This window comes from Sphingomonas sp. OTU376 (assembly GCF_038440415.1).
GTDB classification, from domain to species: Bacteria; Pseudomonadota; Alphaproteobacteria; order Sphingomonadales; family Sphingomonadaceae; genus Sphingomonas; species Sphingomonas kyeonggiensis_A.
This window is the reverse complement of record NZ_JASATQ010000032.1, coordinates 17221-28948: the sequence shown is the minus strand read 5'-3', so window position 1 is coordinate 28948 and position 11728 is coordinate 17221. Positions and strand designations below refer to the sequence as shown.

Below are 11728 nucleotides of genomic sequence, written 5' to 3'. Positions count from 1 at the left end.
TCCGCATGTCCGTGTGCGCAAAGGGAGGGTTGCGGATGATCCGCTCGGAACTGGTTCAGTTGCTGGTGCAGGACAATCCGGGCCTCTCGGTCCGTGAGGTCGAGAAGATCGTGTCCGTCTTTTTCGATGAGATCGTCGGCCGCCTCCAGCAGGACGGCCGGGTCGAGCTCCGCGGCTTCGGCGCCTTTTCCACCCGCGCACGCGATGCGCGTACCGGCCGTAACCCGCGCACGGGCGAGACGGTCGAAGTCGACGCCAAGCGCGTCCCCTATTTCAAGCCTGGCAAGGAAATGCGCATCAAGCTGAACGTCTGACGCCGCGCGCCGGATGGCGCGCGTGCTTGACGATGCTTTGCGCATGCGCTTCGTGCGCCTGCACGATGCGGACGTGGCGGAACCGGTAGACGCCGGAGACTTAAAATCTTCTGCCCTTCGGGGCGTGCGGGTTCGAGTCCCGCCGTCCGCACCAGCGCTGAGCCGGCATCCCCGCCACCCCAAGCAGGCGCCACGGCCGGATTGCCCCGACCGTCGCCTCGGCGACCATGATCGCATCGCCGGATCGGCGGGGGTTGGCAGCCCATGCGCGGCGCCATACACCAAGCATACCCCAGCCGGATCCATTCCCCGATGCGCCCAAGCTTCCTTGCCCTGCTGCCCCTGCTCGCGCTTGCGGCGTGTGGCGGCGGTGCGGGTCAGCGGCGCGACAACACCGTCGTGGTGGTGAGCGCCATCGGCAGCGGCAGCACGTTCGCCGATCCCGATACCGGCCCACTGGATCCCGCGCACCGCGTGCTGATGGGCGCGGCTGCGCAGGGACTGGTCCGCTTCGACGCCACCGGCCAGATCGAGCCCGGCCTGGCCGAGCGTTGGATCGTGATCGACGACGGCCGCAGCTACATCTTCCGGCTGCGTGACGACGCGACCTGGCCCGATGGCGAGGCCGTCACCGCCGGCGAAGTCGTCCGTGTCCTGCGCCGCGCCATTCAGCCGCGTTCGCGCAATCCGCTCGCCCCCTTCCTCGCGGTGATCGACGAGATCGTCGAGATGACTCCGCAGGTAATCGAAGTGCGGCTGAAGCGCCCGCGCCCGGACCTGCTCAAGCTGTTCGCCCAGCCGGAGATGGCCGTGTTCCGGCTCGACAAGCTCGATGGCAGCGGCCCGTTCCGCGCCACCCAGAACCGCGCGGGCGTGCTGCTCAGGCCCGTCCCCGAACCCGGAGATCCGGACGAGGCAGCGGCACCGCGCCCCCAGGAGACCCTGCAGTTCCGCGGCGAGCGCGCCTCGATGGCGCTCGCCCGTTTCCGGGAAGGACAGTCCGACCTGGTGCTGGGCGGCAGCTTTGTCGATTGGCCCCTGGTCGGCGTGGTCGGCATCGCTGGCCCGAATGTGAAGCTCGACAACGCACTCGGGTTGTTCGGCCTGGCCGTCGCCTCGCGCGAGGGCTTCTTCGCAGATCAGGCCAACCGCGCGGCAATCGCCATGGCGATCGACCGTCCCACGCTCACCCGTCAGATCCACCCCGATTGGGCCCCGGTCGAGACGCTGCTGCCCAGCCAGCTCGATTCCGCCAGTGCCCCCGCCCAACCGGCCTGGGCATCGCTCGATCTCGACGCGCGCCGGCAGAATGCCCGCAATACCGTAGCCAACTGGCGCCGAAGCCACCCGGGACCGGTCACCATACGGGTAGCCCTGCCCTCGGGCCCCGGCGCCAATCTTGTCTGGTCGCGAATCGCCGAAGCGCTCTACGCTATCCGGCTGACCCCGGTCCGCGTCGCGCAGGACGCCCCCGCCGACCTGCGGCTGATCGATGCCGTCGCGCCCTATGACAGCGCCCGCTGGTTTGTCGCCACCGCGTGCGAGGCCTGCTCGCCCCAGGCCCAGGCGCTGATCGAAGCGGGCCGTGACGCGCCCGACCTCGACGCCCGCGCCGCACGCATCGCCGATGCCGACGCCGCGCTCACCGCCGACATCGCATACATCCCTATCGCCCAGCCCTTCCGATGGTCTATCGTCGCGCTGCGGCTGCAGGCCTGGCAGGGGAACGCCCGGGCGTGGCACCCGTTGAACCACCTGCGCAACGAGACGAGGTGAACGTGGCGAAGACGACGCGGATGGCTTCGGGGGCAAGGGCGGCGGCGAGTGCGCTGCCGCTGGGAACGCATGCGGCCGACGTCCGCAAGCGGATCGAGGCGATGGAGCATCTGCTCGAGCGCAGCGTGCCCATCCCCGGCACCAAGGCCAAGGTCGGCCTCGACGCGATCCTGGGGCTCGTCCCCATCGGCGGCGACGTGATCGCGGCGCTGCTCGGACTCTACATCGTCTGGGAAGCCCGCAACCTGAAGATGCCGAAGACGACGATGATCCGCATGCTCGGCAATGTCGGCTTCGACTGGGCGATCGGCCTGGTGCCCGTGGTGGGCGACGCAGCCGACTTCCTGTTCAAGTCGAACAGCCGCAACCTGAAGCTGATCAAGCGCCACCTCGACCGGCACCACCCGGGCACCTCGACGATCGACCACCGTTAACGGCGGCCGCCACCCCGCCAGATCTTGAGCGCGGCGCCGTCCGCGGCCCCGCCGCTGTTCGGCTTGCAGCGCTCATAGCGCAGCCCGGTGTCGAGGCAGAGCCACAGCTCGTCGAGCCAGTTCTCCTTGGTCACCGTCACGCGGATCGCCTCGGCCGGAATGTTCGGATTGGCGGCAGCGAAGCGCGCCTTGAACTGGCCGACGGTCAGGTTGCCGCGCGACAGCTGGTCCATGTCCGGATAGCGCACCAGGTCGTAGAGCCGCCTGGCCGTGGCGAAATAGGTGGCGGGCGACATGGTCGTGCAGGTGCCGTGCTTGGCCCATTCGTGCTGGATCAGCTGGGCCGAGGGGGTGGCGCACAGCATCTGCTTGATCTGCGTCGGCGGCAGGATGCGCGTATCGGCGCAATATTGCGGCCAGGTCTTGCCCGTCCCGTCGGGCCACAGGCCGTGCAGGGTGAAGCCGAAACGCGCGCTCCGGCTGCAGCGGAAGCGGTTCTCCGGATTGGCAGCATCGGCGCGGCACAGGCCGGGGTTCCAGGTCAGTGCCAGCGTATAGCTGCCGATCGGCAGGATGCGGCGCGGCTGCCTTGCATCGGGCAGGTCCGGACGCGGCCGCTCGACACCCGCGGCGGGGCGGCACATCAGCGCCTGGGCCGATGCCATGCCCGGCAGCAGCGCGAGCCCGGTGCCGGCGATCCCGAGAAGCAGCTTGCGCATCCCCATCTTCCTCATCCTTGGGTGAAATCCAGGCCGATATCGGCGGCGGGAGCCGACTGGGTCAGGCGACCGACGCTGACATAGGTGACGCCGCTTTCGGCAAGCGAACGGATCGTATCGAGCCGCACCCCGCCCGAAGCCTCGGTCGGCACCCGCCCGGAGACCAGCGCCACCGCCTCGCGCAGTGTCTCCGGCCCCATATTGTCGAGCAGCAAGTGGGTGGCGCCGGCTTCCAGCGCCGGCTCGATCTGGTCGATCCGATCGACCTCGACGATGATGTGCTCGATGTCCGCGGCCACCGCGCGGCGCGCCGCCTCGCCCACCGAACCGGCGACGGCGACATGATTGTCCTTGATCATCGCCGCGTCCCACAGGCCCATGCGGTGATTGGTCGCCCCGCCCATGCGCGTGGCATATTTCTCGAGCACGCGGAGACCCGGCAGCGTCTTGCGGGTGTCGAGCAAGGTCGTGCCGGTGCCGGCGATCGCAGCGACATAGGCGCGCGCCATCGTCGCGATGCCGGACAGGTGCTGCACCGTGTTGAGCGCCGATCGCTCGGCGGTGAGCAGCGCGCGGGCCTTGCCGCGCAGCCGCATGAGATCGGTACCGGCGGGCACCTGCTGCCCGTCCTCGACCAGCCGCTCGATCTCCACCTCGGGATCGAGCGCGCGGAAGAACGCCTCGGCGATCGGCAGCCCCGCGACGGTGATCGCGTCGCGGCTGTCCATCACCCCGGTGAACACGGCATCCGCCGGAATCACGGCGGCGGAAGTGATGTCTCCCTTGTCGCCCAGATCCTCGGCAAGGGTGGCGGCGACGAAGGCGTCGAGATCGAAGCGGTCGAGCGTAAAGGCCATGCGCTGCCCTTAGGAGCCATGCCCCGTGGCGGCAATGGCGACCTGCCGAACGGATGCCATTGACCGAAGCCAGCCCGCCGGGTCATCGATAGCCCATGGCCGATGTCGAACCCGCCCTGTTCCCGGATATCCGTGGTCTGCATACATATTGGGAGCGCAAGGCCTGCCATCTCGCCGCGCCGCCCGAAGACTGGCTGGCGGACAAGCTGCTGCTCGACCTGCTGGGGCTGGGGACGGAGCAGGCCATACAATATCTTGCCGTAGAGAGACCGGACTTTGACGGTTTCCGCCGCTGGATCCTCGCCACCGCCGGTTCGCCCGAGCCGCTGGAAATCGCCCGGTTCCACGCCGCGCTGGATGGCGCCCCGCCCCCGCCGGCCGTTGCCGCCCGGCTGGCGGCGATCGATGCGATGCCCGACACGCTGGACTCCACCGACCTCGCCCATTGGGAAGAGCACGGCTATGTGGTGCTGCACGACGCAGTCACGCCCGAGGAAGCGGAAGCGGCCGCGACCCTGCTCTGGGAAACCGTCGGCGCCGACCCGTCCGATCCTGCAACCTGGTATTCGGCGCGCGGCCAGGGGATGATGGTCCAGCTGTTCCAGCATCCGGCGCTCGAAGCGGTGCGGCGGTCGGCCCGGGTGCACAAGGCCTTTGCCCAGCTCTGGGGCACCAGCGACCTGTGGCGCCGCGTCGACCGGATGAGCTTCAACGCGCCGCTGCACCCCAGGCATAGCTTCGCCGCGCCAAGGCTGCACTGGGATGTAAGCCTGGTGCCGCCGATCGCCTTCGCCACCCAGGGGGTGCTGTATCTATCGGACACCAGCGAGGACCAGGGCGCGTTCGAGCTGGTGCCCGGCTTCCATCACGAGTTGCTCGAATGGCTCGACGGATTGGGGGATGCCGATCCACGCAAGGTGGACCTGAGCGATCGCGCGGTGCGCATCCCGGGTCGCGCAGGCGACCTGATCATCTGGCGGCACGACCTGCCGCACGGCGCCAGCCCGAACACGACCGACCGGCCAAGGCTGGCGCAATATGTGAACTTCTATTCGGCGACGATGGGCATCCAGCCGGAATGGCGCTGAGCCACCGCGGCGGCCAGCTTGCAATGTAGGATTTCGTCTGCTGGGCTCGCGCCGCCGGCTCCATGGCCGGCCGCTCTTTGAAGCCGCTGGAAAAATAGGATCACGCGCACGCAATCATGTTGCGGGACGCACGACTTCCCCGGGAAACAGGGAAGACAAGCACCGGCGAAACCCGTTCCAGGCCTGTACTTTGTGTACTTTCGCGAGTCGCAGCCGGACGCGTGTTGGAGCGCGTCGATCGCGCCTTAGTCGCCCTTGGTGGGGTCGCCGCCGATCGCGCCGAGATCGCCCTGCCCGACCGTGCTCGACGCCATCTCCAGCATCCGGTCGAGGCTCTTCTTGGCCTGGAGGCGCAGCCCCTCCTCGATCTCGATGCGCGGAGTGAGATCGCGCAGCGCGAGGTAGAGCTTCTCCATGTTGTTGAGCGCCATGTACGGGCAGATATTGCAGTTGCAGTTGCCGTCGGCACCCGGCGCGCCGATGAAGGTCTTCTCCGGCATCGCCTTCTGCATCTGGTGGATGATGTGCGGCTCGGTGGCGACGATCAGGATATCGCCGTCCATTGCCTGCGAGAATTCCAGGATGCCGCGGGTCGAGCCGACATAATCGGCGTGATCGAGGACATGCGGCGGGCATTCGGGGTGCGCGGCAACCGGAGCGCCGGGATACTGCGCCTTGAGCTTCAGCAGCTCGGTTTCGCTGAACGCCTCGTGCACAATGCATACGCCCGGCCAGAGCAGCATGTCGCGGCCGATCTTGCGCTTGAGATAGCCGCCCAGGTTGCGGTCCGGCCCGAAGATGATCTTCTGGCTCTCGGGAATCTGGGCGAGGATCTTCTCGGCCGAGCTCGAGGTGACGATGATGTCGCTGAGCGCCTTCACCTCGGTCGAGCAGTTGATATAGGTCAGCGCGATATGATCCGGGTGCGCGGCACGGAAGGCGGCGAACTGCTCGGGCGGGCAGCTGTCCTCGAGGGAGCAGCCGGCGTTCATGTCGGGCAGCACCACGATCTTCTCGGGGCTCAGGATCTTCGCCGTCTCGGCCATGAAGCGCACGCCGCAGAAGGCGATCACATCCGCATCGGTCTCCGCCGCCTTGCGGCTGAGGTCGAGGCTGTCGCCGACGAAGTCCGCCAGGTCCTGCAGCTCGGGCTTCTGGTAATAATGGGCGAGGATGACGGCGTTGCGCTCCTTGCGCAGCCGATCGATCTCGGCGCGGAGATCTAGCCCGCTCAAGCTGCCGCCAATGCCGTTGCGCGCGTCCATGCCAACCATACTCCCTTGCCCGCGCCGCACATGGCCCGGCGCGAGCCCGGGTTCAAGGCCGTTCGGGCTCACCACTTGTTGTTGATGACATCCTCGGGCCGGCGCGAGACGTCCCATTGCTCGCTCGGGCGGTTCAGCTCGTCGGGGAACAGCACCTCGACGCTGCCGTCGATCCCGGCGGCCTTGAGCGGCATGGTGAAGCTGCGCTCGATCGCGCGGCGCGTCGCGTCGCGGGCCATGCGCATGTACGGGCCCGAGCGCGCCTGGTTGAGCAGTTCCTGCTGCCCGGCCTTGCGGTTCGCCTCGTCGAGCTTGCCCCCGACATTGGTGACCGAAAGCAGAATGCCGCCATTGTCATACTGGCGGATGGCGTTGAGATCGACTGCGGGATCGGTCGCCTCGACCGCAGGCAGCTTGATGGTGAGCCGCTTGTTCGCCGCATCCCAGGTGACGTCGTCCTGGCCGAGCTTCGACAGATCGACTTCGTAGCGGACGCTGCCCGGCATGATCATGGTCTTCTGCGCGGTAAGACCCAGCTGGCTCTGCTTCGAGGTCACCACCGCGACGAACTTGGCGGCGAAAGCGGACAGGCGGTTCTGCTCGCGCAGCCCCTGCAGGCTGGCCTGGGCAACCGTCTCGGGCGTGGGGCCCTGGAACTGGCGCTTGATCGTGTCGCCGATGAACCAGAATCCGGCGCCAAGCATCAGGGCGATTGCCAGCAAGATCGCCAGCGTCACGCCCAGCAGCTTCAGGCAGCCGCTCCCCTGCTTCACGCTGCCATCTTCCAACTATCGCCCTCCTCGATCACCAGCCCCCGATCGCGCAGGTCGATCAGATGCGCGAGCACAGACCGGCCCGCCGCGCCGTTGAGACGCGGGTCGAGGCCTACATACATGCGCTCGACCATGGCGGGAACCGCGCCGACATCCGCCTTGAGCAGGCGCAGGATCTGGCCCTCGCGCTGCTTGCGGTGGCCGATCAGCCCGCGCACGAACCGGTGCGGCCGCTCGATCGGCTCGCCATGCGCGGGGAAGTAGATGCGGTCCTGCGCGCGCGCCATCAGCACCTCGAGGCTGCGCATATAGGACGCCATGTCGCCATCGGGCGGCGCGACCACGGTGGTCGACCAGCCCATGACATGATCACCGCTGAACAGCGCGCCGCTCTCCGTCAGCGCGAAGCAGAGGTGGTTGGAAGTATGGCCGGGCGTGGCGACGGCGGTGAGCGTCCAGTCGGGGCCGGTGACGGACTCGCCGTCCGCCAGCACCCGATCGGGTGCATAGCCGGTGTCGAAGGCGGCATCGGCGCGCGGGCCGGCATCGGCGAGCGACAGCGGGGCACAACCGATGATCGGCGCCCCGGTCAACGCCTTGAGCGGCGCGGCGGCGGGGCTGTGGTCGCGGTGCGTGTGCGTGCAGAGGATCGCCACCACCTTGCGCCCGGCGATCGCGCCGATCAGTGCGGCGATATGCTCGGGATCGTCGGGGCCCGGATCGATCACGGCAAGCGCGGTCGTGCCGACCAGATAGGTCTGCGTGCCGGTATAGGTGAAGGGCGACGGGTTGGGCGCCAGCACCCGGTTGACCAGCGGATCGAGCGCCATGGCCCGGCCGGTCGGAGCGTCCGTGGGGATGTCCATGCGCCCGAGATGGCCTTTGCGGCGGCGCAGCGCAAGACTGGCCTCGAAAACGAAACGGGGCCGGCTGCGAAGGAGTGGCAGCCGGCCCCGTCGAAGGGCGTTCGTGAAAGGGGCAACAATCCGAACGCCCTTCCCCTCGCGGGTTACTTGTCGGCGTTGGCGCCGCCCTTTTCGAGCTCGGCGATCGCCTCATCGATGCCCTTCAGTGCCTTGGCACGCTGCTCGGAGCTGAGGTCGGGCTGGCTCTCGATCGAGCGGCGGGCAACCTGCAAGCCGATCGTAGCCGAACGCATGCCGACCCGCTTCGCCTCGAACGCGGCCTTCTCGGCCTGGACAGTGATCTTTTCGATCCGGTTCGAGCAGATGATCATGATCTTCTTGCCGTTCCGCTCGAAATTCTCGACGACCGGCTTGCCGTCCGTGGTGTCGGTGCACTTGCTGTTGCGGACTTCCGGAACGCGGGAGCGAAGCTCGTCGATGTCCGGCATGTCCTTCTCGGTCTTGCTGCCGTCAGCGTGGACCATCACGATCTTGGTGACGCGCTTGCCGTCCTTCTTGTCCTTGCCGTCCCCGGTGACCGTATAGCTGTAGGTGCGGACCTTGACCGGGCCTTCCGGCGCTTCCGGGGCCTCGGGTACGGCAGGAACGGCCTGGGGCGAGACCGGCGCGGGCGGTGCCGGCGGCGCGGGCACGTCCTGGTCGAGCTTGATGCCGGTTACCTTCTCCACCTTCACCTTGATGGTCTCGGCAGCCTGGGTACCGGAAGCGGTGAGGCCGAGCGCGGCGAGGCCCAGCGCCGTGGTGCCGACCAGGCCGGCGGCCAGGCGGGCGGGGGAATTCTTGTGGGTCTTCGAAAGCATGCGGAGCCTCCCTTTGACTTCGTTGATTGTGTGCAAGTGACATGCCGCCGAGACCGCACCCCCATGCGCGGACTTGACGATCGCACGGCCATAAGCATGGCGCAGTGCCTGGGCGCGGCCGGCGAGCACCAGGGCGTCGCAGGCCATTTCCTGGTCGGCGCGGAAGGCACGGAATGCCCGCCAGGCGACCGGATTGAACCAGTGGAGCGCGAGGACGATGAGCGCGACCCAGTTGGCGATCAGATCGCCGCGGACATGGTGGCCCAGCTCATGGGCGAGCGCGAGATCGCGCTCCTGCTCATCGTAACGCTCGTTGAAGTCGCACGGGAAGGCGACATATTTGCGCATCACCCCGAAGGCGAGTGGCCCGTGAACCGCGTCGGTCTCGATCACCCGCACCTTGCCCTGGGCGATGGTGCGGTCGATGCGCGCCGCCCGGAGCAGCTTGGCGCAGTGCCGACGGTGCGCGATCAGGTGATAGGCGAGGAACGCCAGCGCGCCGAGCGCCCACAGGCCGATGGCAAGGATCAGCAGGCTGGGCCCGCTCGCACTATAGGTGGGCGCGACCAGCGCCGCCGTGGCGGGATGGCTGCCGCTGCCGATCTCCACGATCGTCACCGCGCTCCTGTCGATCGTGGCGGGCAGTGCCTCGGGCTTGATGATCCCCGTGACGATCCCCGGTACGTCCGCCTCGCGGACGAAGGGAGCGATCAGGCTGGTGAGGGTCCAGTCGCCGGGCAGCGGCGGCATCAGCAGCCGGAGTACCGGCATGGCCCACAGCGCATAGGCCATTTGCGGGCCGAAGGCGCGGCGGACCGGTGCCCGGATGACGAGCACCAGCAGCATCAGCAGCGCGCTCGCGATGAAGGTCTCGACGATCCAGCCGGTCATTGCTTGAGATCCTTCAGCAGTGCCTCGATCTCGGCGATGTCCTGGTCGGTAAGCTCATCGCGCTCGGCGAGATGGGCGACCAGCGGAGTCAGCTTGCCGCCGAACAGCCGGTCCATCAGCTTGCGCGATTCTCCCGCGACATAGTCGCCACGGACGACCAGCGGACGATAGAGGTAGCGACGGCCCTCTTCCTGGTGCCCGATGATGTTCTTGGCGAGCAGGCGGCCGAGCAGGGTCTTGACCGTATTGGCGCTCCAGCCGCGCTCGGTGGGCACGCGCTCGGCAACTTCCTGGGCAGTGAGCGGCGACTCCTCCCAGAGCACTTCCATCACGGCATGCTCTGCATCGCTGATCCGTTCCGTCATCACGTCCCTCTTTTGCTGACTACGCCTGTAATCGTCACGATTACGCTTGTAGTCAAGCGGGTGAACGCTGGCTGAACGGAAACTGACGGCTTTGCTGCTGGATGGTCGGCGCAACCTGCCGAAACTGTCGGAATCGCTTACAAGTCCAACAACAGGTTAACCCTCGCTAACCAGTGAAACCCGCGCAAATCCGGGGTTCGTGAAAACTGGCACGCGGACTGCAAGTATAGGGCACCCCAAGCGTTCAACGCTTCATTTCAGGGTGGGTCGACCGCTACTTTCCCCGGTCTCGCGTCGACCCACCCGACCCGGGTTCCCCAGAACGAATCGAGCAAGTGGCGTCACGACGTCGCATCATGGCGGCGTGCAGCCATGACGTCACGAAAAGGCCGCCACCCGCGAAGGAGTGACGGCCCGATATTCCAGACGCGTGCCGCGAGATCAGGCGGCGGCGTTGTCGGCGAGAAGCTGGGCGAGTTCGCCGCTCTCGTACATTTCCATCATGATGTCCGAACCGCCGACGAACTCGCCGTTCACATAGAGCTGCGGGATGGTCGGCCAGTCGGAGAATTCCTTGATCCCCTGGCGGACACCCTGGTCCTGGAGCACGTCGACGCTCTCGAACTCGGCGCCGAGATGGTTGAGGATCGCCACCGCGCGGCTGGAGAAGCCGCACTGCGGGAAGAGCGGACTGCCCTTCATGAACAGCAGCACCTTGTTGCTGTCGACCAGCTGCTGGATGCGGGCCTGGGTATCGTCGGTCACTTGGTCTTACTCCTCGACAGGCGCTTCGGTGGTGAGCTGGAGCGCGTGGAGCACGCCACCCATCCGCCCGCCGAGCGCGGCATAGACCGCCTGGTGCTGGCGCACCCGCGGCATGCCCTTGAACATCGGCGCGACAACCCGCGCCGCATAATGGTCGCCGTCCCCGGCGAGATCGGTGATCTCGACCCGGGCATCGGGGATGCCGGCCTTGATGAGATCCTCGATCTCGCTGGCCGCCATCGGCATCAGATCTCGCCCATCAGCTGGCGACGTGCCTCGACGGTCTGCTCGTCGAGCGCGCGGCGCACCGCGGCGTCATCGGCCTCGACCCCGGCGGCGAGCAGGTCGCCCAGCACCTTGCGGATCACGTCCTCGTCACCGGCTTCCTCGAAATCGGCCTGGACGACGGCCTTGGCATAGGCGTCGGTCTCTTCCGGGGTGAGCTTCATCTGGGCCGCAGCCCACTGGCCGACCAGCTTGTTGCGGCGGGCCGTGACGCGGAAGGCCATGTCCTCGTCGCGGGCGAACTTCGCCTCGAATGCCTTTTCGCGATCGTCGAACGTGGTCATTGCAGTCCCCTATATGGCGTTTGGTGCGGAGATAGGGGGGCGATGGGCGCTAGGCAAGCGAGTGGGCGCCGAACTCGGCGGGCCGGGGCCACTCCCTCGTCCATGCGCGCACCCCGGCAGGCGCCGCAACGCTTGACGGTCAGCCCGGGAATAATAATAAACAGAGTACTCGCTCTTTTATTGGAT

The 11728-nt window shown here is 67.4% G+C and carries 14 protein-coding genes and 1 tRNA gene; 5 read left to right on the top strand and 10 right to left on the bottom strand.

The features are described from left to right. Nucleotides 1-35 precede the first annotated feature (35 nt). The 4 genes from AAHM44_RS14375 (at nucleotide 36) to AAHM44_RS14360 (ending at nucleotide 2524) form a co-directional block, all read left to right on the top strand. On the top strand, nucleotides 36-314 hold the full coding sequence (locus tag AAHM44_RS14375) for an integration host factor subunit beta (protein ID WP_184169453.1): 279 nt from the start codon (nucleotides 36-38) through the stop codon (nucleotides 312-314). A gap of 67 nt (nucleotides 315-381) precedes the next feature. Next, a tRNA-Leu gene (locus AAHM44_RS14370) sits at nucleotides 382-468 on the top strand. 158 nt (nucleotides 469-626) lie between these two features. After that, the gene (locus AAHM44_RS14365; protein ID WP_342250408.1) at nucleotides 627-2090 is read left to right on the top strand and encodes an ABC transporter substrate-binding protein; all 1464 of its coding nucleotides are present in this window, start codon (nucleotides 627-629) and stop codon (nucleotides 2088-2090) included. 2 nt (nucleotides 2091-2092) lie between these two features. Continuing rightward, a complete protein-coding gene (locus AAHM44_RS14360) occupies nucleotides 2093-2524 on the top strand; it encodes a DUF4112 domain-containing protein (RefSeq protein ID WP_446745991.1) in 432 nt (143 codons plus the stop codon). Here the strand turns inward: AAHM44_RS14360 and AAHM44_RS14355 are convergent. Together AAHM44_RS14355 and nadC are read right to left on the bottom strand one after the other, a co-directional pair. Next, a complete protein-coding gene (locus tag AAHM44_RS14355; RefSeq protein ID WP_342250407.1) occupies nucleotides 2521-3243 on the bottom strand; it encodes a ribonuclease T2 family protein in 723 nt (240 codons plus the stop codon). The two genes, AAHM44_RS14360 and AAHM44_RS14355, sit on opposite strands and share 4 nt — an antisense overlap. Nucleotides 3244-3254: 11 nt before the next feature. Continuing rightward, a complete protein-coding gene (nadC, locus tag AAHM44_RS14350) occupies nucleotides 3255-4100 on the bottom strand; it encodes a carboxylating nicotinate-nucleotide diphosphorylase (RefSeq protein ID WP_342250406.1) in 846 nt (281 codons plus the stop codon). A gap of 95 nt (nucleotides 4101-4195) precedes the next feature. On the opposite strand from nadC, the gene AAHM44_RS14345 reads away from it, so the two are divergent. After that, nucleotides 4196-5188 (top strand): phytanoyl-CoA dioxygenase family protein, encoded by a 993-nt coding sequence (locus AAHM44_RS14345; RefSeq protein WP_269574492.1) that lies wholly within the window; start codon nucleotides 4196-4198, stop codon nucleotides 5186-5188. A gap of 245 nt (nucleotides 5189-5433) precedes the next feature. Here AAHM44_RS14345 and nadA read toward each other — a convergent pair whose 3' ends face one another. The 8 genes from nadA to AAHM44_RS14305 all read right to left on the bottom strand — a co-directional run bounded on the left by nadA (nucleotide 5434) and on the right by AAHM44_RS14305 (nucleotide 11542). Next, nucleotides 5434-6453, bottom strand: a complete 1020-nt coding sequence (gene nadA / locus AAHM44_RS14340) for a quinolinate synthase NadA (protein WP_184170664.1) — start codon at nucleotides 6451-6453, stop codon at nucleotides 5434-5436. A gap of 68 nt (nucleotides 6454-6521) precedes the next feature. Next, nucleotides 6522-7241, bottom strand: a complete 720-nt coding sequence (locus tag AAHM44_RS14335; protein WP_269574490.1) for a DUF4230 domain-containing protein — start codon at nucleotides 7239-7241, stop codon at nucleotides 6522-6524. Beyond that, nucleotides 7223-8092, bottom strand: a complete 870-nt coding sequence (locus AAHM44_RS14330) for an MBL fold metallo-hydrolase (RefSeq protein ID WP_342250405.1) — start codon at nucleotides 8090-8092, stop codon at nucleotides 7223-7225. The genes AAHM44_RS14335 and AAHM44_RS14330 overlap by 19 nt, the downstream gene beginning before the upstream one ends. A gap of 143 nt (nucleotides 8093-8235) precedes the next feature. Continuing rightward, nucleotides 8236-9843: a M56 family metallopeptidase gene (locus tag AAHM44_RS14325; RefSeq protein ID WP_342250404.1), complete on the bottom strand. Its 1608-nt coding sequence runs from the start codon at nucleotides 9841-9843 to the stop codon at nucleotides 8236-8238. Next, nucleotides 9840-10208: a BlaI/MecI/CopY family transcriptional regulator gene (locus tag AAHM44_RS14320; protein ID WP_184169467.1), complete on the bottom strand. Its 369-nt coding sequence runs from the start codon at nucleotides 10206-10208 to the stop codon at nucleotides 9840-9842. The genes AAHM44_RS14325 and AAHM44_RS14320 overlap by 4 nt, the downstream gene beginning before the upstream one ends. 441 nt (nucleotides 10209-10649) lie before the next feature. Next, nucleotides 10650-10973 (bottom strand): Grx4 family monothiol glutaredoxin, encoded by a 324-nt coding sequence (gene grxD / locus AAHM44_RS14315; RefSeq protein WP_269574487.1) that lies wholly within the window; start codon nucleotides 10971-10973, stop codon nucleotides 10650-10652. 6 nt (nucleotides 10974-10979) lie between these two features. Continuing rightward, nucleotides 10980-11219 (bottom strand): BolA family protein, encoded by a 240-nt coding sequence (locus AAHM44_RS14310; protein ID WP_184169471.1) that lies wholly within the window; start codon nucleotides 11217-11219, stop codon nucleotides 10980-10982. Continuing rightward, a complete protein-coding gene (locus tag AAHM44_RS14305) occupies nucleotides 11219-11542 on the bottom strand; it encodes a DUF1476 domain-containing protein (RefSeq protein ID WP_184169473.1) in 324 nt (107 codons plus the stop codon). Before AAHM44_RS14305 ends, AAHM44_RS14310 begins: the two co-directional genes overlap by 1 nt. Nucleotides 11543-11728 lie beyond the last annotated feature (186 nt).

Bases quoted from the DNA above. Each gene is read 5' to 3' on its own strand.
- AAHM44_RS14375 (WP_184169453.1), top strand. From the start codon at position 36: ATGATCCGCTCGGAACTGGTTCAGTTGCTGGTGCAGGACAATCCGGGC.
- AAHM44_RS14365 (WP_342250408.1), top strand. From the start codon at position 627: ATGCGCCCAAGCTTCCTTGCCCTGCTGCCCCTGCTCGCGCTTGCGGCG.
- AAHM44_RS14355 (WP_342250407.1), bottom strand. From the start codon at position 3,243: ATGCGCAAGCTGCTTCTCGGGATCGCCGGCACCGGGCTCGCGCTGCTG.
- nadC (WP_342250406.1), bottom strand. From the start codon at position 4,100: ATGGCCTTTACGCTCGACCGCTTCGATCTCGACGCCTTCGTCGCCGCC.
- AAHM44_RS14345 (WP_269574492.1), top strand. From the start codon at position 4,196: ATGGCCGATGTCGAACCCGCCCTGTTCCCGGATATCCGTGGTCTGCAT.
- nadA (WP_184170664.1), bottom strand. From the start codon at position 6,453: ATGGACGCGCGCAACGGCATTGGCGGCAGCTTGAGCGGGCTAGATCTC.
- AAHM44_RS14330 (WP_342250405.1), bottom strand. From the start codon at position 8,092: ATGGACATCCCCACGGACGCTCCGACCGGCCGGGCCATGGCGCTCGAT.
- AAHM44_RS14325 (WP_342250404.1), bottom strand. From the start codon at position 9,843: ATGACCGGCTGGATCGTCGAGACCTTCATCGCGAGCGCGCTGCTGATG.
- AAHM44_RS14320 (WP_184169467.1), bottom strand. From the start codon at position 10,208: ATGACGGAACGGATCAGCGATGCAGAGCATGCCGTGATGGAAGTGCTC.
- AAHM44_RS14310 (WP_184169471.1), bottom strand. From the start codon at position 11,219: ATGCCGATGGCGGCCAGCGAGATCGAGGATCTCATCAAGGCCGGCATC.
- AAHM44_RS14305 (WP_184169473.1), bottom strand. From the start codon at position 11,542: ATGACCACGTTCGACGATCGCGAAAAGGCATTCGAGGCGAAGTTCGCC.